We start from the raw sequence: 17,572 nt of genomic DNA, 5'->3' as shown, positions 1-17,572 counted from the left end.
ACGAGTGACGGCGCCGGGCCGCCAGCCTTGCACCGGAACTTGTCGGCCTTCGTCAGCTTTGCGCACGACGAGGGGCCATTATCCTGGGGCGCTGCCGAGGCGGCACCTACGACTCCCAGGCTCATTCCTGTCGCAGCCACCCAAATCGATGATTCGTCCGCCCGCCGCAGCTCGAACCATTCAATCGACGACGACAGCACCGAGCGGGAAGGTCGGGTGAGCACGTGCTGAGCGAGTCGGACCTCAAGGCGCTGATCAAGGACGAGCTGTGGGACGGGTGGAAGGCCGAGCGCGAGCGGCTCGACATCATCGACGCCTGGTCGCGCTGGCAGCAGCAGCCGCTCACCCTGCCGCGCAAGGCGACCAGCGAGCACAAGCGGCTCGAGGAGATCAGCCGCACGCCGTGGCTCGGGCTCGTCGTCAACACCGTCGCGCACTGCATGTACGTCGACAACTACCTGTCGGCCGTCGGCACCGACGAGCCGGTCGACGCCGGCCCCGACGGCGTGCCGCAGATCGCCGAGATCGACGGCCCCTGGCGGACCTGGCAGGCCAACCGCTTCGACGCCCGGCAGATCGCCGTGCACCGCGCGACGCTGACCTACGGGCAGTCCTTCGTCACCGTGCTGCCCGGCGAGTTCGGCGGCCGGCCGACCAGCGTGATGCGCGGCGTGAGCCCGCGGAAGATGTTCACGCTGTGGGACGACCCGGCCGCCGACGACTGGCCGCTCTACGCGATGCAGGTCGTGCGCGAGGGCAAGGTCTACCGGGTCCGGGTCTTCGACGAGGAGACCGTGCACGTGCTCGACGTCGAGCCGGACACCGAGGACGGCATCAAGATCCTTGAGCAGTTCGGGCACGACTCGGGCGTCTGCCTGCGAGGCCATCTCAGACCCCCGTCAGCGGGCCGGAGGGGCGCCATCCTCGAGCCGGGCCCGTCGGCCAGCTCGATCCGGTCGGTCGAGCGGATGTCGACGTCGTAGGGGCCGTACAGCGTGATGCCGGTCGTGACTGTTAGGTCAAGGCCCGGGCCCGGCAGCGCATGGCCGGGTCCGCGCGCTACTGGCGGTGGTTCGGCATCGCGCAGGACGGCCGGCGAGCGTGTGCAGGTGCAGCAGCGTCCAGACGCCAGCCCGCCAGGCCGCGCGGGCGTGCCAGCGGGCGGACCGGGCGAGCTCGGCGGGCGACTGCTCGAGCAGCGGGTGATCGGCCCACCTGGCGGCGAACCGGTCGGGCGCCCGGTCGGGCTGGCGATCGCCGGCGGGCGTCGCCAGCTGCGCCGCCAGCTCGCCAGGTCGCAGCGGGACGATCTCGGCCTCGCCCTGGCTGGCGGGCTGGCGACGGGGCTGGCGGTCCTCGGGCTGCGCGGTCACGCGTTCACCACCAGACGCACCGGGCTCTCGTCGATCTCTTCGAGCACCGCCCGGGCGATGGCGGTCGTTGTGCCGAGAGCCTCCGCCATCTTCGCCCGCCCGAGCGGGCGCTCGCCCTCGGCGCGGCGGGCGGCCTGGATCTCCCGCGCCCGCTCGACCAAGGCGGCCCGGTCGTCGTCGCTCGCCTGCTCGCTGGCGACGGGCTCGGGCTCGGTCTCGGGCGTCGGCTCGGCGGGCGGCGGGCTGGCGGTGCGCGACTCGGCACCCTTCCGCGCGGGGCTGCGCCTCGCGGCCGCCCGATGGCGATGGAGCGCCAGGGTTGCGCAGTCCGGCAAGACCGTCCGACGACAGCGGAGCGAGGATCGCGAGGATCCAGGGCTCGCCCGCATGCAGGACGAGTGAATAGGTGTGCCAGTAGGACACGGCGAGCGCCGGACCGGCGACCGCCAGCGTCGCCAGCTCGCGCAGGAACCACTCGAGCGACCACCGATCGGCGGTGAAGGTCGTCCGGATGTAGACACGACCGGCAGGACGAGCGGCACGACGACGCCCACGCCGACGACGACCGCGCCGCGGGGGACCGCGTCGGTCAGGTTGGCGGCCAGGGCGATGACCAGGCCGAGCCCGAGCGCGCCTATGGCAGTCCAGCGGGGGATCGATCCGGATACAGCTCTGCTGCGAAGATGACTCACAGCCGGCCTCCCTCTTGGCAGGGATGTCGGTTAGGCACGGCCGGAAGCGCCAACTTCCCGTCGTGCCGCTAGGTATCTCTAACGCGCGTTGCGTTGATGTTCGTTTGCGTCTACTGCTTCGCCCGCAACACCCACACCTACCTCGACCTGGACGCGGGGGCGGACTTCGACTCGCAGATCGTGGTGAAGGTGAACGTCGGGCGGGTGCTGGCCCGCGAGGTCGCCCGCGCCGCGCTGGGCCCGCGAGCCGGTGGCGATGGGGACCAACACCGATCCCTACCAGCGTGCGGAGGGCCGGTACCGGCTGATGCCGGAGATCATCCGGGTGCTGGCGGGCTCCGGCACGCCGTTCTCGGTCCTCACCAAGGGCACCGTGCTCGGCCGCGACCTGCCCGACCTCGCCGCCGCGGCGCGCGAGGTCCCCGTCGGCCTGGGGGTGTCGCTCGCGCTCGCCGACCGTGAGCTGCAGGCCCGGCTCGAGCCCGGCACGCCGTCGCCGAAGGCCCGGCTCGACCTGGTGCGGCGGATCGCCGACGCGGGCCTGGACTGCGGCGTGATGGTCGCGCCGGTGCTCCCGCTGCTCACCGACTCGGCCGAGGCGCTCGACGCGGTGCTGGCGCGGGTGCGGGCGGCGGGCGCGTCCGGGGTGAGCGTGCTGGCCCTGCACCTGCGGCCCGGCACGAAGGAGTGGTTCATGGGCTGGCTCGCGCGGGAGTACCCGGCGCTCGTGCCGGCCTACGAGCGGCTCTACCGGCGCGGGGCGTACGTGGACCCCGACTACCGGCGGGCGCTGGCCGAGCGGGTCGGCCCGCTGCTGCCCCGGCGCGGGCTGGACCGCAGCTCCGGGGTGCGCCGGACGGGCGGCGACGGCTTCCCGCACGGCTCCGCGGAGGAGACGGGCCGGGCCCGGGCGGCGCCGCCTGCCGAGCAGCTCGCCGCGCCCGTCGCCGAGCAGCTCACCCTGTTGTAGGTGGCCCCGCGCGGCGGTCGTCCCGGTGGCGGAAACCTGCTGGCCGGGCCCCGGGACGGGGCGGATAGCCTTGGCCCCCGTGATGCGAACCCACCCCGTCGGCACCCTGCGTGCCGAGCACGCCGGCCAGACCGTGACCCTCGCCGGATGGGTGGCCCGTCGCCGCGATCACGGCGGCGTGATCTTCGTCGACCTGCGGGACCGCTCGGGCACCGCCCAGATCGTGTTCCGCGAGGGCGAGATGGCCGAGCGCGCCCACCGGCTGCGCGCCGAGTTCTGCCTGCAGGTGACCGGTGAGGTCGTCGCGCGGCCCGCGGGCAACGAGAACCCGGAGCTGCCGACCGGTGCCATCGAGGTCACGGTCACCGACCTCGTGGTGCTGTCCGAGTCCGCGCCGCTGCCCTTCCCGATCGACGAGCACACCGGCGTCGGCGAGGAGGTCCGGCTCCGGTACCGGTACCTCGACCTGCGCCGTCCGGACCCGGCTGCGGCGATCGCGCTGCGCAGCCGGGTGAACCGGGCCGCGCGGACGGTGCTCGAGGCGCACGACTTCCTCGAGATCGAGACGCCCACGCTGACCCGTTCCACGCCCGAGGGCGCCCGGGACTTTCTCGTGCCGGCGCGGCTCAAGCCCGGCTCCTGGTACGCGCTGCCGCAGAGCCCGCAGCTGTTCAAGCAGCTGCTCATGGTCGGCGGGATGGAGCGCTACTACCAGATCGCGCGCTGCTACCGGGACGAGGACTTCCGCGCCGACCGGCAGCCCGAGTTCACCCAGCTCGACATCGAGATGAGCTTCGTCGAGCAGGACGACGTGATCGCCCTGTCCGAGGAGATCCTCGCCGCGCTGTGGGCGCTGGTCGGCTACGAGCTGCCGCGCCCGATCCGGCGGATCAGCTACGCCGAGGCCATGAGCCGCTACGGCTCGGACAAGCCGGACCTGCGCTTCGACATCGAGCTCACCGAGCTCACCGAGTACTTCGCGAACACCGGCTTCCGGGTCTTCCAGAACCCGTACGTCGGCGCGGTCGTGATGCCCGGCGGCGCGAGCCAGCCCCGCAAGCAGCTCGACGCCTGGCAGGAGTGGGCCAAGCAGCGCGGCGCCCGCGGCCTCGCCTACGTCCTGGTCGACGAGGACGGCACGGTCAGCGAGAAGGGCCCGGTCGTCAAGAACCTGTCGGACGAGGAGCGGGCCGGCCTGCCCTCGGCCGTCGGCGCGCAGCCCGGCGACTGCATCTTCTTCGCCGCCGGCCGCCCGAACGAGGCCCGGGCGCTGCTCGGTGCCGCCCGGGGGGAGATCGCCCGCCGCATCGGGGCGATCGACGAGAACGCCTGGTCCTTCGTCTGGGTCGTCGACTTCCCGCTGTTCGAGGCGGCCGACGAGACGGACGACGTCGCCGTCGGGCACGGCAAGTGGACCGCCCTGCACCACGCCTTCACCTCGCCGACCCCGGACTGGATCGACAAGTTCGAGTCCGACCCGGGCAACGCGCTGGCGTACGCCTACGACATCGTCTGCAACGGCAACGAGATCGGCGGCGGGTCCATCCGTATCCACCGGGCGGACGTGCAGAAGCGGGTCTTCGAGATCATGGGCCTGTCCGAGGAGGAGGCGCAGGAGAAGTTCGGGTTCCTGCTCGACGCCTTCGCCTACGGCCCGCCCCCGCACGGCGGCATCGCGTTCGGCTGGGACCGGATCACCGCGCTGCTCGCCGGCGAGGACTCGATCCGCGAGGTCATCGCCTTCCCGAAGACCGGCGGCGGCTACGACCCGCTCACCGCGGCGCCCGCCCCGATCACCCCGGAGCAGCGCAAGGAGGCCGGGGTCGACGCCGTCCCGCCGAAGCCGGCCCCCGCCGCCGCGACCTCCGACCGGAAGGCCGCGGCCCGAGACGCCGAGGGCGGCGGGGCCTGACCCGGGCCGGGTCGTGCTCCACCTGCGCGTCGTCAGCCCGCCGGACCGGACGGCCGAGGTCCGGGCGGTGCTGGCGGCGGATCGGGGCGTCGCCCACCTGATCGTCCTGCCGGGCGCCGCGGTGCGCCCGGCGGGCGACGTGGTCGAGGCCGACGTGGCCCGCGAGTCCGTCGACACCCTCCTCGGCCGGCTGCGCGACCTGAGGCTGGACCACGACGGGGGCGTGACCCTCGAGGTCCTCGACACCGTCCTGTCCGACGCCGCGGACCGGGCGGAGGCGGCCGTCCCGGGCGAGGGCTCGGACGTCGTCGTCTGGGACGAGCTGATCGCCCGGACCGGCGAGGAGTCCCGGCTGAGCTTCTCCTTCCAGGCCTTCCTCACGATCGCCTGCCTGCTCGCGGCGATCGGCGCGATCACGGACTCGCCGGTGCTGGTGGTCGGCGCGATGGTGCTGGGGCCGGAGTTCGGCCCGCTGGCCGCCGTGTCGGTGGGGCTGGTGCTGCGCCGGGGCGACCTCGTCCGGCGCGGCGGACTGGCCCTGCTCGTCGGCTTCCCGCTCGGCATGGCCATCACCGCGCTGGCGACCCTGCTCTTCGACGCCACCGGGCTGCTGTCCAGCAGCACGCTGGACCACCTCGACCAGGTCGGGTTCATCTACGAGGTCGGTCCGTTCTCCCTGATCGTGGCCGTGCTGGCGGGACTCGCCGGGATCCTCGCGCTCACCTCGGCCAAGGCCGCGAGCCTGGTCGGCGTGTTCATCTCGGTCACCACGGTGCCCGCGGCGGCGTTCGCGTCCGTGGCGGCCGTCGAAGGGCGCTGGCGGGAGGCGGGGCTGTCGGCGCTGCAGCTCCTGGTGAACCTGATCGGGATCGTGGTCGCGGCCTCCCTCGCCCTGCTCGTGGCGCGACGTGCCCGGCGCCGCGGTGACCGGGGCCGGGCGCTGTCGTCGGGGTAGGGTCGACCCCGATGTCACGTGACCTGGCCGATTTCCCCAGGCCCGTGCTCACCGCGTTGGCCGCGGCGGAACGCCTGCTCACCCGGCGGGCCGGGGCCACCGTGGTCCTCGCCGATCCCGAGGACCTCGGCGGCAGCGAACGGTCGGTGGTGGCGCGCGCCCGGGTGGCGCGCAACCCGTTCTCGTTGCCGCGCACCCTCGTCGTGAAGCAGTACGTGGGGGAGCCGGACCCGGCGCGGCCCGATCCCTTCCACTTCGAGGTCGCGAGCTGCCAGCTGTTCACCGCGCTCCCGGCCGACACCCGGCCCAGCCCGGTGCTCATCGCGCACGACCCGGCGTCCCGGCTGCTCGTGCTCGAGGACCTCGGCCGCAGCTCCACGCTGGCCGACATGCTCTTCGCGCCGGACCCCGTGGCCGCGCAGCGCTGCCTGCTGAGCTGGGCGCGGGCGCTCGGCCGGATGCAGGCCGCCACCGCGGGCCGGGAGAACGACTTCGGCGCGCTGCTCCGCCGGCTGGGGGAGAAGGCCCGCCGCGACCCGATCGCGGACGAGGCGCGCGCCGCCTTCGCGGGCGTGCCCGAGATGGTGGCCGGGGTGCTGGGCGTGAGCGTCGGCGCGGCCGCCGAGACCGAGGCCAGGGAGACCGCGCGCCTGCTGGGCGGCACCCGCTACCGGGCCTTCAGCCCGTCGGACACCTGCCCGGACAACAACCTGGTGACCGGCCGCGGGGTGCGGTTCGTCGACTTCGAGTGGGGCTGCTTCCGGGACGTCGCGCTCGACGCCGCCTACTTCCGGGTGCCCTTCCCGGCCTGCGAGTCCAGCTTCGCGCTGCCCGACGGGATGGCCGACGCCATGCTCGAGGCCTGGCGCAACGAGATCGCCACGGTGTGGCCGGATCTCGACGACCCGGCGCTGCTGCGGGCCCGCCTGCTCGACGCCCAGCTCCTGTGGGTCTGGCTGTGCACCTGGTGGCTGCTGCCGCGGGCCGTCGCCGGCGACACGCGCATCGGCGTCGACCCGGGGCGGTCGCCGCGGATCAGCGCCGCGCTGGCCGACTACTGGCGGCGCCTCGCGAGCGCGGCCGCGGCCGGCGGGCGGCCGGCCACGGTCGACCTCGCGGACGAGATGGCGGCCGCCCTGCGCCGCCGGTTCGACGACGCCTCGGACAACGGATCGGGCACGCTGCCGCTGTACCCCGCCTTCCGCGGCCTGGTCTGAGGGCGGTACCTGCGGGTGCGGGACGCCCGTCCGGATGTGCCGCCGCCAGCCGTGATGCGCTGGCCCTCGGCCGCGGACCGCCGGTGCCTGCGAGCGGATCCGAGGGCATTGCGGGTCGGCACACCCCGCGAGACCTCCTACAGGCCGTCGACGGGTTGTGGGGGGCACTCGTCGGGTGTGGCAGCAGGGCGGAGCGGATGTGTCGCACCCCGCCGGATGTGTCGCCGCGGGACGGCCGGGAGTCGAGGCGGGACGGCCGGGAGTCGAGGCGGCGCCGCGCGGGGAATGGGGCCGCTGTCCGGCCGCACACCCACGCCGACCCGGCACACCCACACCGACCCGGCACCCCCTCACCGTCCCGGCACACCCACACCGTCCCGGCACACCCGCCCGAACCGGGTCTCACACCCGCCGGATCCGTCGCACAAGCCATCGCCCAGGTGTGCGGCTCCGTTCCGGGTGTGCCGCCGCTGCCGACGGAGGGGAGCTCGGCGCGGGGTGTTCGCGGAGCCGTCGGCGACCCGTCACCACGCGCACACCGCCCCGGAGCCTCGCGACCCGATCATGCGCTGGTGTCCGTGCAGAGCGTGCGCCCCGTCCGTGCCCTCCCGACTCCCGCGAGCCTCCCGCCCCGGACCGTCACCACCCTGGCCACCCTCGGCGACTCGACGGCCGTCGGGCTGGGGGACCCGCTGCCCGGCGGCGGCTGGCGCGGCTTCCCGGTCCTGCTCCGCGACGCCCTCGGCCCCGGCACCCGGCTGCTGAACCCCGCCAGGACCGGCGCCCGGATGGCCGACGTCCGCCACACCCAGCTCCCCGCCGTCCTGCCCGCGCGGCCGGACGCGGCGGTGATCTGCGCGGGCATGAACGACACCCTGCGCTCGGACTTCGACCCGGCCGGCATCTGCACCGACCTCGCCGCCACCCTGGGCGGGCTCGCCGCGGCCGGGACCTTCCCGGTGGTGCTGCGCTACCACGACCACACCCGCGTCTTCCGGCTGCCGGGGCGGCTCCGGGCCGCGCTGCGGACCCGGGTGACCGCCCTGAACGCGGCGATCGACACGGCGATCGCGGAGACGACCGCGGGCGGCCCGGACGTGGGGGTGCTCGACCTGCACCTGCTGCCCGGCGGCTACGAGCGCGAGGCGTGGAGCGTCGACCGGCTGCACCCCTCCGAGCTGGGGCACCGGCTGCTGGCCCGGGCCGCGGGCGAGCTGCTCGCGGGCTCGGGCTACGCGGTGCCCGCGCCCGTGCCGATCGCCTGCGGCGGCGGGCGCGAGATCACCGCGTTGCACCGGGCCGCGTGGATCATGGTCCGCGGGACGCCCTGGCTGGTGCGCCGCGGCCGCGACCTCGGCCCGGTGATCCTGCACGGCCTGCTCACGGGCGGGCGGGCGCGGGCCCCCCGGCCCCCGCGGCAGGACCCGGTCCGGGCCGCCCGGGGTGGGCCCGGTCTAGGCGGACCGGGGGAGGGCGACCGGGGCGACGATGCGCTGCCCCGTCTCGATCTCGAAGAGGTGGGCGCGGGTGCAGGGCCCGCAGACCCAGCTGATCACCCCGTCGACGTGGTGGCTGCTCCACGCGAGACCGCGGACGTCGCTCGGCGTCCGGGGGCAGGCGCAGACGGTGCAGGAGTGGAGGGGGCGGGCGGTGACAGGTTTGCCGTCGTCCATGCCCCCGGAGGATGCACCGACCGCGTTGCGATGCTGTGAACGCCACGCCGCACAGTGTTGCGATCCGGCGACGGTTGTGATCCCGGTCCCGCTACCGCAGCGAGCCCAGGAACCGGTCGATCCGCACGAGCGCCTCCTCCAGCTGCGGCAACGCCGTCGCGTAGGAGCACCGGATGTGTCCTTCCCCGGAGGGCCCGAAGACGTCGCCGGGCACCACGGCCACGCTCTCCGCCTTCAGCAGCCGCTCGGCGAAGGTCTCCGAGTCCAGCCCGGAGGACCGGATGGACGGGAACGCGTAGAACGCGCCGCCCGGCTCCGGGCACTCCAGCCCGATCTCGCGCAGGCCCTTCACGAACACCCGGCGCCGGCGGTCGTAGTCGGCGACCATCTCCCGGACGTCGCCGTCGGCCTCCTTCAGCGCCTCCACCGCGGCGACCTGGGAGACGTGCGGGGCGCACAGCATCGTGTACTGGTGCACCCGCACGCACAGCTCGGCGACGGCCTGCGGCGCGCAGATCCAGCCGACCCGCCAGCCCGTCATCGCCTGGGCCTTGGAGAACCCGCCGAGCACGACGGTCCGCTCGCGAGCCCCCGGGACGGCGCCCAGGCAGACGTGGGTGTCGTCGTAGGTGAGCCGGTCGTAGATCTCGTCCGAGATCAGGTACAGGTCGTGCTTCTCGGCCAGCCGGACCAGGCCCTCCAGCGCCGCCCGCGGCTGCACGGCGCCCGTCGGGTTGGCCGGGGAGCCGATCAGGATCGCCTTGGTGCGCGGCGTGATCGCGGCCTCGACGGCGGCGGGGTCGATCGCGAAGTCCGCCTCCCAGCGCGTGGCGACCCGGACCGGGGTGCCGCCGGCGAACGACACGCACGGCTCGTACGCCACGTAGCAGGGCTCGGGCACGACCACCTCGTCGCCGGGGTTGAGCAGCACCCGCAGTGCGAGGTCCAGCCCCTCGGACACCCCGGTCGTGATCAGGCACTCGGTGTCCCAGGCGTACTGCGCCGAGTACCGCCGCTCCAGCTCGCCGCAGATCAGCCGGCGCAGCTCCGGCAGACCGGCGTTGGAGGTGTAGGTCGTGTAGCCGTGCTCGAGGGCGTAGATGCCGGCCTCACGGATCCGCCACGGCGTGACGAAGTCCGGCTCACCGACGCCCAGGGAGATCACGTCGTCCATCTCGGCGGCGATGTCGAAGAACCGCCGGATACCGGACGGCGGGCAGGCGGCGATGACGTCGTTGAGCGGCTTCATCGGGCGGTCCTCACGGGGTCACCCGCAGCCGGTGGTCCGGCTCGGGCTCGAAGAAGGTGTCGCCGTCCCGCTTGTGCGTGCGGAGCACGAAGTGCGTGGCGGTGGCCGTGACCCGGTCGATGGTGGAGAGCTTGCGGCTCACGAAGTCGCTGACCGCCCGGATGTTCGACCCGACGACGGTGCACCGCAGGTCGTGCCCCCCGGAGACGAGGTAGCAGCTGCGGACCTCGTCGAACCGGGAGATCCGCTCGGCGACGTCGTCGAACCCGACGCCACGGGCCGGCGCCACCGCGACGTCGATGAACGCCGTGACCTCGGTGGCCTCCGAGCCGTCGGCCTTCTCCCAGTCGACCACCGCCTTGTACCGGCGGATCACGCCGGCCTTCTCCCACGCCGCGATCTGCGCCGACACCTCGGCGACGGGCCGACCGGTCATGGTGGCCAGGGTGTCGTGGCTCAGCGACGCGTCCCGTTCCAGCAGCTCCAGGATCTCGCGCACGGTCCGACCCTACTCAGGAGTTCGACCGGCGGGCGGCGCGGGCGAGCCGCCGGACGGCCTCGGTCAGCACATCGGGCGGGTAGGTGGCGAAACAGAGCCGGGCGGCCGAGCGGAGGTCGGTGCCCGCCGTGTCCACCGCGAAGGCGCTGCCGGGCACGAACCCCACCCCGTGCTCCAGCGCCCGGGGCAGGAGCTCCGCGGTGTCGGTGCCGTCGGCGAACTCCAGCCAGCAGAACATGCCGCCCGTCGGGGTGGACCGGGTCACCGAGTCACCGAACTCGGTGTCGACGGCGGCGGTCAGCGCCGCGGCACGGCCCCGGTTCTCCCGCCGGACACCGTCGACGTGCGCGGCGAACCAGGCCTCGTCGGCCAGCAGCTCCGCCGTGATCATCTGCGTCAGGGAGGAGCCGCAGAGGTCGGTCGACTGCTTGAGCCGCTCGACGGCTGCGGCCAGCACCGGCGGTGCGACCAGCCAGCCGACCCGCAGCGACGGGGCCAGCACCTTCGACGCGCTGCCCAGCCGGACCACGTGGTCGCCGTGCGCGGCCAGCGGGCGCGGCGGCTCGCCGTCGAACGCCAGCAGGCCGTACGGGTCGTCCTCCACGACGAGGAAGCCGTACCGCTCGGCGAGCCCGGCCAGCGCGCGGCGGCGCTCCTGGCCCATCGTGACGCCGCGCGGGTTGTGGAAGCTCGACACGGTGTGCACCAGGCGGGGCCGGAACCCGGCCTCGAGCCGCGCGGCCAGGAGGTCCACGCGCATCCCGTCCGCGTCGAGCGGGACCGGGTGGACGGCGGCGCCCGCGGCCTGCAGTACCTGCAGTGCCCCGACGTACACCGGGTCCTCGACCGCGACAGCGTCCCCCGGGTCGAGCAGGGCGCGGGCGACCAGGTCCAGGGCCTGCTGCGACCCGCTCGTCACGACGACGTCGGCGGCCCCGACCGGCCGCCCGGTCCGGCCCGTCTCGTGCGCGGCCACGACCTCGCGCAGGCGGGCGAGCCCGGCGGTCTCGGAGTACTGCACCGCGGCAGGCGAGCGCAGGGCCCGCTCGGCGGCCGCGGCGATGCGCTCGCGCGGCATGAGGTCGGCGGCGGGCAGCCCGCCGGCCAGGCTCAGGACGTCCGCGTGTGCGGTGAGGGTGAGCAGGTCCCGGATCGCGGAGCCGCGGATCCCGCCGAGGCGGGCGGCGAGCGCGATCGGGGGCGTCCCGGGGGCCGTGGGGGGACGGAGGTCGGTGCTGGTCATGAGGGCCTCGCGGAGAGGTGGGCAGGGGCGGGGACCGAGCACTCCCGGGTGGTGGCCGGGAGGCCGGGCCGTCCCGCGGGGGTCGTCCGCGGAGCACGGGTGCGGCATGGGGTGGACCGCGCCCACCTCGATGGTGCGCCCTTCGTCCTGCGATCCGGAACCGACTTCTCATTTGTTGGGACGGAGGCGCACGTTGCGAATCGATCACGGGACTTCCGGCCCGGTGACCGAGGTGCACAAACCCTCTACCTTGCCCGGTATGAGCAACCCGCCGGGTGACGACCGCCACCAGCACGGCGAGCAGGGCGCGCCGCAGCCCGGCTCGGCCCCGCCCCAGCAGGGCGGGCAGGAGCCGCCCGCCACCGGGCAGGGCAGCCCGCCGCCGGGGTACGGCCAGGGCGGCTACGGGCAGGGCTACGGGCAGGGCGGGTACGGGCAGGGCGGGGCCGGCCAGCCGGGCCAGGCCCCGCCGCCGGGGTACGGGCCCGGGCAGTACGGACAGGCGCCCGGTCAGCCGCCGTACGGCCAGGGCTATCCACCGCCGGCCGGCTACGGCCAGCCGGGGCAGGGGCAGCCAGGCCCCGGCCAGTACGGCCAGCAGGGGTACGGCCAGCAGGGATACGGGCAGCAGGGATACGGGCAGCAGGGATACGGGCAGCAGGGATACGGGCAGGGCTACGGACCGGAGGGGTACGGGCAACAGCCCTACGGCTACGGGCCCGGCCAGCCGGCCCAGTACCCGGGCGGGGCGCCCGCCCCGCTCGCGGACCCGCTCGTCGCCGCCGACTTCTCGGACTGGTGGACGAAGGTCCTCGCGGTGCTGAAGCGGAGCTGGCAGCCGCTGCTGCTGATCCAGCTCGCCACGGCGCTGCCGGCGCTGATCCTCGCGGCGATCCTCGGGGTCGTCCTCGCCGCCGGTGGCGGGCTGGTCGGTCTCGCGGTCGGTGGCGGGATCTTCCTGATCCTCGTGGTGGCCGCGTCGCTGCTGGCGCAGGGCGCGTCGGTGTACGTGGTCACCCGCCAGGCGGCGGAGCAGCCCGTCGGCGCCGGCGAGGCGCTGTCCTTCGCGGCCCGCCGTGCCCTCCCGCTGCTGGGCTGGGGGATCCTCGCCGGCATCCTCGTGTTCATCGGTTTCCTGCTGCTGATCATCCCCGGCATCTACCTCAGCGTCGTGTTCGTCGCCGCGCTGACCGGCGTGATCATGTTCGAGCGCGCCGGGATCGGGCGGACGTTCGAGCTGGTCAACCGCGAGTTCTGGGGCACCTTCGGGCGCCTGATCACCTTCGCGATCGCGGCGGGGATCTACAGCGGCGTCATCACCGCGATCGTCAGCACCTTCACCCAGCCGGACAGCGTCGCGCGGTCGCTGATCATCAACATCCTCACGCTCCCGGTGACCCTGGCGGCGGCGGGCGTCGCCGTCGTCACCTACGCCTCGCTGCGCAACAAGGAGAACGCCCAGGTCGGCACGCCGACGCTGGTGCAGGAGCTGCAGTCCTAGATCCTGCCCCGGCTCGTGCCGGAACCGTCGGTGCCGGGTGGCACCCTGGACACCGATGAGCGCTGCATCCGACGGTCTGTTCGACATCGGCGAGCCCCCCGGATCCCCCGGGGCCGCCGCGGAGGAGGCGCGCCCGGCCCCGGGCGCGCCCCTCGCCGTGCGGATGCGGCCGCGCTCGCTCGACGAGGTCGTGGGGCAGCGGCACCTGCTCAAGCCCGGCGCCCCGCTGCGCCGGCTGCTCGAGGGCGGCGCACCGGCGTCCGTGCTGCTCTACGGCCCGCCCGGCACCGGCAAGACCACGCTCGCGCGGCTGATGGCCCGGGCGGGGGAGCGGCACTTCGTCGCGCTGTCCGCCCTGTCCGCCGGGGTGAAGGAGCTGCGCGCGGTGATCGACGACGCGCGGCGCCGCCGGGACTACCACGGCGGCTCCACCGTCCTGTTCATCGACGAGGTGCACCGCTTCTCCAAGACGCAGCAGGACGCGCTGCTCGGCGCCGTCGAGGACCGGGTGGTGCTGCTGGTCGCCGCGACGACGGAGAACCCGTCCTTCTCGGTGGTCTCGCCGCTGCTGTCCCGCTCGCTCGTCCTGCAGTTGCAGTCGCTCGACGAGGACGAGGTCCGCGAGGTGCTCCGCCGCGCCGTCGCCGCCCCGCAGGGCCTGAACGGCGCGGTCACGTTGGCGGAGGACGGCGAGGCCGCGCTGGTCCGGCTGTCGGCGGGGGACGCCCGCCGGGCCCTCACCGCACTGGAGGCGGCTGCCGACGGCGTGCTGGCGGACGGCACGGGTGTGGTCGACCTGGCGGCCGTGGAGCGGGCCGTCACCGAGGTCGCGGTCCGCTACGACCGCGCCGGCGACCAGCACTACGACGTCATCAGCGCCTTCATCAAGTCCGTCCGCGGCTCCGACCCGGACGCGGCGCTGCACTACCTGGCCCGCATGATCGTGGCGGGGGAGGACCCGCGGTTCATCGCGCGGCGGCTGATGGTGCACGCCAGCGAGGACATCGGGCTCGCCGACCCCACCGCGCTGCAGGCGGCCACGGCGGCCGCGCAGGTGGTGCAGCTCGTCGGCATGCCCGAGGCCCGGCTGGCCCTGGCCCAGGCCACGGTGCACCTGGCCACGGCCCCGAAGTCCAACGCCGTCATCACCGCGATCGACGCCGCGATGGCGGACGTGAAGGCCGGCGCGGTCGGCGCGGTGCCCCCGCACCTGCGGGACGGGCACTACGCGGGCGCGCAGAAGCTGGGCAACGCCGTGGGCTACCGCTACCCGCACAGCACACCGGACGGGGTGCTGGCGCAGCAGTACCCGCCGGACGAGCTCGTCGGCAAGGACTACTACGAGCCCACCACGCACGGCGCGGAGCGGGTCCTGGCCGAGCGCCTGCCGAAGCTCCGCCGCGCGGTCCGGGGCCGCTGACCCCGGACCCCCGACGCTGCCGTCAGGTGGTGCGCAGGGTCAGGCCCAGTGAGCTCAGCGCCTGGTCGATCGGGGTGAAGTAGGCGGTGCAGCCGTCGCCCGCGCCGCTGTGCACGCCCTGCGCCTGCCCGTCGGCGGTGATGTACGGGCCGCCCGAGTCGCCCTGGGCCGTGCAGATGGAGGCCACGACCATTCCGCGCTGCTGCTGGCCGTCGAAGTTCACCGTGCGGTCGCGGGCGCTCACCGTCCCGCAGACCTCCCCGCTGGTGCTGCCGTAGAGGCACACGGCGGAGCCGAGCGGGGCGGGCACGGTGCCGCGGACCGGCACCGAGGCCACCTCGGGCAGCGCCGCCGAGTCCGACGTGACGGGCACGGCCCCGACGTCGACGCCGTTGCTCGCGGTCCTCGCCCCGTCCCCGATGGGCCGGCCGCGGTCGTCGAGCCACGCGTCGGACTCCCGCGTGCAGTGGCCCGCGGTGATGATCCAGTCCTGGGCGCCGGCACCCGCGGAGAAGCCGAGGGTGCAGCGGGTGTTGCCGCCGGTGATCCGCTGGCCGCCGCGCAGGTCCTGGTGGTGCGGCACGGCGGCCCCGGTCCGCACCCGCAGCAGGCCGGGGTCGATGCCCGCGAGCAGCGCGGTCACCTCCGGCGACGGGTCGCCCACCAGCCGGACGTCGACGACGTCGCCCTCGATCCCGTAGTCCGCGAGCCCCGCCGGCATGCCGGCCGCGGTCCGCGCGTCGAGCAGGGCCATCACGGCGGCGGGCGCGGCGAGCGGGGCGGCCGCCTTGGGCTCGGGCGGCGACGCGGCGGCCACCCCGGCACCCGTGAGGGCCGCGACGGCCGCGAGGACCAGGAGGGCGCGGAGCACGGTCCGGAATCCGGGGAGGCGCAGCGCGGTGCGCTGTCCGTCGAGGGCGGCCACGCCTCGCCAACGAGGCCGGCGTTGCCTCCGGACCGGCGGTCCACCCGCGCGCGCGTCACCCGGACGGAGTAGTTACACGCTGCGTATTCGTCTACGCCGGGTCGCGCAGGATCGGGCAGCTCATGCACCGCGGCCCGCCCCGCCCGCGCCCGAGCTCGCCGCCGGGGATGTCGAGCACCTCGATGCCCTGCTTGCGCAGGTAGGTGTTGGTGGTGACGTTGCGCTCATAGGTCACGACCACGCCCGGGGACACGGCGAGCAGGTTGCAGCCGTCGTCCCACTGCTCGCGCTCGGCGGCGTGGACGTCCTGCTCCGCGGTGAGCACCCGGATCGAGTCCAGCCCGAGGACGGCGGCGACGGCGGCGTGCATGTCCTCCGGCGGGTGGTCGGTCACGACCATCTCCTTGTCGGAGTCGCCCGGCCGGACCGTGTAGGAGGGCAGCATGCCGAGCCCCGCGTACTTCACGAAGGTGCCGCGGTCGACCATCGTCAGCACGGTGTCCAGGTGCATCAGCGCGCGGCCGTGCGGCATCCGCAGCGCGACGATCCGGTCCACCTCTCCGCCGGCGAACAACGCCCGCGCCAGCCGCTCGACGCCCGCCGGCCGGGTCCGCTCGCTCATCCCGATCAGCACCGCGCCGTCGCCGAGGACCAGGATGTCGCCACCCTCGACGGTGGCGGGCCCGTTGACCGAGCCGGAGGACCAGACGTCGAAGCCTGCCCCGGCGAACAGCGGGTGCCAGCGGTAGACGGCCTCGTAGTGCACGGTCTCGCGCATCCGCGCCTGCTTGCGCATGCTGTTGATCGCGACGCCGCCGTGGATCCAGGCCGTGGTGTCGCGCGTGTAGAGGTGGTTCGGCAACGGCTCCAGCACGAAGTCGTCCGGGCCGAGGATGTGGAAGGCGATCGACCGCGGCTCCTCGATCAGGTCGAGCACCTCGCGCTTGGTGACGCCGCCGATCATGTACTCGGTCAGCGTATCGACGTCCATCGCGTCGAAGAGGTTGCGCAGGGCGTCGACGGCCAGCGGGCCGTACATCCGGTCGTCGAAGATCCGGTCGAGCGCGTACGCCTTGGCCTCCGGCAGTCGGAAGGTCTCGCGCAGCAGCCGGTCGAAGAGGTGGACCTCGATCCCGCGCGCACGCAGCAGGGCGGCGAAACCGTCGTGCTCCTCCTGCGCGCGCTGGACCCACAGCACGTCGTCGAACAGCAGCTGGTCCTTGTTGCCCGGGGTGAGCCGCTTGAGCTCCAGGCCCGGGCGGTGCAGCAGGGCCTGCCGCAGCAGCCCGACCTCCGAGTCGACCCGGTAGGCGGGGCGGTCGCCGCGCTCCTCCGGGTCGGCCGGCGAGTCCGTGGGATGCATGGTCGCCATCGTGGCCGAAGATGGGCGCGTGCGCTGGGACCCGCTCGACGAGAAGATCGTGACGCTGCTCGTCGCCGACTCGCGCCGCAGCTTCGCGGAGCTGGGCACGGAGGTCGGGCTGTCCGCGTCCGCGGTCAAGCGGCGGGTGGACCGGCTGCGGGCCGACGGCGTGATCACCGCCTTCACCGTGCGCCTCGACCCGGCGGCGCTGGGCTGGACGGTGGAGGGCTACGTCGAGCTGTACTGCCGGCCGTCGACCCCGCCGGCGGCGATCCGCCGCGCGTGCGCCGGGCTGGCCGAGGTCGTCGACGCGAGCACCGTCTCCGGCGACGCGGACGCGCTGGTCCGCATCCTCGCCGCCGACATGCGGCACTTCGAGCAGGTGCTCGAGCAGATCGGCGCCGAGGGGTTCGTCGAGCGGACCAAGTCCGTGCTGGTGCTCTCGCCGCTCATCCGCAGGCCACCCCCGACCATGCACTGAAACATCGTTTCTGCCGCAGAACGCGCAAGGATCGTGCGCGCACGGGCAACGCACGGCGATTGTCGACGTGACCCACGCCTCTTTACCGTGGCAGCGAGT

At 74.4% G+C, this 17,572-nt stretch carries 15 protein-coding genes; 10 read left to right on the top strand and 5 right to left on the bottom strand.

The features are described 5' to 3' along the window. The first annotated feature begins 224 nt into the window (after positions 1-224). The 7 genes from ABD990_RS10495 to ABD990_RS10465 all read left to right on the top strand — a co-directional run bounded on the left by ABD990_RS10495 (position 225) and on the right by ABD990_RS10465 (position 8,831). Positions 225-983: a phage portal protein gene (locus tag ABD990_RS10495; protein ID WP_345380111.1), complete on the top strand. Its 759-nt coding sequence runs from the start codon at positions 225-227 to the stop codon at positions 981-983. Positions 984-1,109: 126 nt separating this feature from the next. Further along, positions 1,110-1,775, top strand: coding sequence for a hypothetical protein (locus ABD990_RS10490; RefSeq protein WP_345380110.1), 666 nt, complete (start codon positions 1,110-1,112; stop codon positions 1,773-1,775). Positions 1,776-2,321: 546 nt separating this feature from the next. Beyond that, positions 2,322-3,035: a radical SAM family protein gene (locus tag ABD990_RS10485; protein ID WP_345380109.1), complete on the top strand. Its 714-nt coding sequence runs from the start codon at positions 2,322-2,324 to the stop codon at positions 3,033-3,035. A 79-nt stretch (positions 3,036-3,114) separates the two neighbouring features. Further along, positions 3,115-4,947: an aspartate--tRNA ligase gene (gene aspS / locus ABD990_RS10480; protein WP_345380108.1), complete on the top strand. Its 1,833-nt coding sequence runs from the start codon at positions 3,115-3,117 to the stop codon at positions 4,945-4,947. 13 nt (positions 4,948-4,960) lie between these two features. Beyond that, positions 4,961-5,902, top strand: coding sequence for a DUF389 domain-containing protein (locus ABD990_RS10475; RefSeq protein WP_345380107.1), 942 nt, complete (start codon positions 4,961-4,963; stop codon positions 5,900-5,902). 11 nt (positions 5,903-5,913) lie between these two features. Continuing rightward, a complete protein-coding gene (locus ABD990_RS10470) occupies positions 5,914-7,119 on the top strand; it encodes a hypothetical protein (protein ID WP_345380105.1) in 1,206 nt (401 codons plus the stop codon). Between the two features lie 572 nt (positions 7,120-7,691). Continuing rightward, complete coding sequence (locus tag ABD990_RS10465) at positions 7,692-8,831, top strand: GDSL-type esterase/lipase family protein (protein ID WP_345380104.1); 1,140 nt, start codon at positions 7,692-7,694, stop codon at positions 8,829-8,831. A 52-nt stretch (positions 8,832-8,883) separates the two neighbouring features. Here the strand turns inward: ABD990_RS10465 and ABD990_RS10460 are convergent, their stop codons facing one another. From ABD990_RS10460 to ABD990_RS10450, 3 genes are read right to left on the bottom strand one after another with little or no spacing between them, the layout of a single operon-like run. Further along, on the bottom strand, positions 8,884-10,041 hold the full coding sequence (locus tag ABD990_RS10460; protein WP_345380103.1) for an aminotransferase class I/II-fold pyridoxal phosphate-dependent enzyme: 1,158 nt from the start codon (positions 10,039-10,041) through the stop codon (positions 8,884-8,886). A 10-nt stretch (positions 10,042-10,051) separates the two neighbouring features. Then, on the bottom strand, positions 10,052-10,540 hold the full coding sequence (locus ABD990_RS10455; RefSeq protein ID WP_345380102.1) for an Lrp/AsnC family transcriptional regulator: 489 nt from the start codon (positions 10,538-10,540) through the stop codon (positions 10,052-10,054). A gap of 13 nt (positions 10,541-10,553) precedes the next feature. Next, positions 10,554-11,783 (bottom strand): aminotransferase-like domain-containing protein, encoded by a 1,230-nt coding sequence (locus tag ABD990_RS10450; protein ID WP_345380100.1) that lies wholly within the window; start codon positions 11,781-11,783, stop codon positions 10,554-10,556. A gap of 259 nt (positions 11,784-12,042) precedes the next feature. On the opposite strand from ABD990_RS10450, the gene ABD990_RS10445 reads away from it, so the two are divergent. Together ABD990_RS10445 and ABD990_RS10440 are read left to right on the top strand one after the other, a co-directional pair. Continuing rightward, a complete protein-coding gene (locus ABD990_RS10445) occupies positions 12,043-13,284 on the top strand; it encodes a hypothetical protein (RefSeq protein WP_345380099.1) in 1,242 nt (413 codons plus the stop codon). A 55-nt stretch (positions 13,285-13,339) separates the two neighbouring features. Continuing rightward, positions 13,340-14,704 (top strand): replication-associated recombination protein A, encoded by a 1,365-nt coding sequence (locus ABD990_RS10440; RefSeq protein ID WP_345380097.1) that lies wholly within the window; start codon positions 13,340-13,342, stop codon positions 14,702-14,704. A gap of 22 nt (positions 14,705-14,726) precedes the next feature. On the opposite strand, the gene ABD990_RS10435 is transcribed toward ABD990_RS10440, so the two are convergent. After that, complete coding sequence (locus tag ABD990_RS10435) at positions 14,727-15,629, bottom strand: S1 family peptidase (protein ID WP_345380096.1); 903 nt, start codon at positions 15,627-15,629, stop codon at positions 14,727-14,729. 91 nt (positions 15,630-15,720) lie between these two features. Beyond that, a complete protein-coding gene (locus tag ABD990_RS10430; protein WP_345380094.1) occupies positions 15,721-16,992 on the bottom strand; it encodes an arginine deiminase in 1,272 nt (423 codons plus the stop codon). 10 nt (positions 16,993-17,002) lie between these two features. On the opposite strand from ABD990_RS10430, the gene ABD990_RS10425 reads away from it, so the two are divergent. Then, on the top strand, positions 17,003-17,473 hold the full coding sequence (locus tag ABD990_RS10425) for an Lrp/AsnC family transcriptional regulator (protein ID WP_345380092.1): 471 nt from the start codon (positions 17,003-17,005) through the stop codon (positions 17,471-17,473). Positions 17,474-17,572: the final 99 nt, after the last annotated feature.

It is taken from the genome of Pseudonocardia yuanmonensis, from assembly GCF_039542425.1.
Classification (GTDB): Bacteria; Actinomycetota; Actinomycetes; order Mycobacteriales; family Pseudonocardiaceae; genus Pseudonocardia; species Pseudonocardia yuanmonensis.
The sequence above is the reverse complement of the archived record's forward strand: the minus strand, read 5'-3'. Positions and strand labels throughout refer to the sequence as shown.

Coding starts and splice junctions, on each gene's coding strand:
- ABD990_RS10430 (WP_345380094.1), bottom strand. CDS start 16,992: ATGCATCCCACGGACTCGCCGGCCGACCCGGAGGAGCGCGGCGACCGC.
- ABD990_RS10450 (WP_345380100.1), bottom strand. CDS start 11,783: ATGACCAGCACCGACCTCCGTCCCCCCACGGCCCCCGGGACGCCCCCG.
- ABD990_RS10440 (WP_345380097.1), top strand. CDS start 13,340: ATGAGCGCTGCATCCGACGGTCTGTTCGACATCGGCGAGCCCCCCGGA.
- ABD990_RS10485 (WP_345380109.1), top strand. CDS start 2,322: ATGGGGACCAACACCGATCCCTACCAGCGTGCGGAGGGCCGGTACCGG.
- ABD990_RS10445 (WP_345380099.1), top strand. CDS start 12,043: ATGAGCAACCCGCCGGGTGACGACCGCCACCAGCACGGCGAGCAGGGC.
- ABD990_RS10470 (WP_345380105.1), top strand. CDS start 5,914: ATGTCACGTGACCTGGCCGATTTCCCCAGGCCCGTGCTCACCGCGTTG.
- ABD990_RS10460 (WP_345380103.1), bottom strand. CDS start 10,041: ATGAAGCCGCTCAACGACGTCATCGCCGCCTGCCCGCCGTCCGGTATC.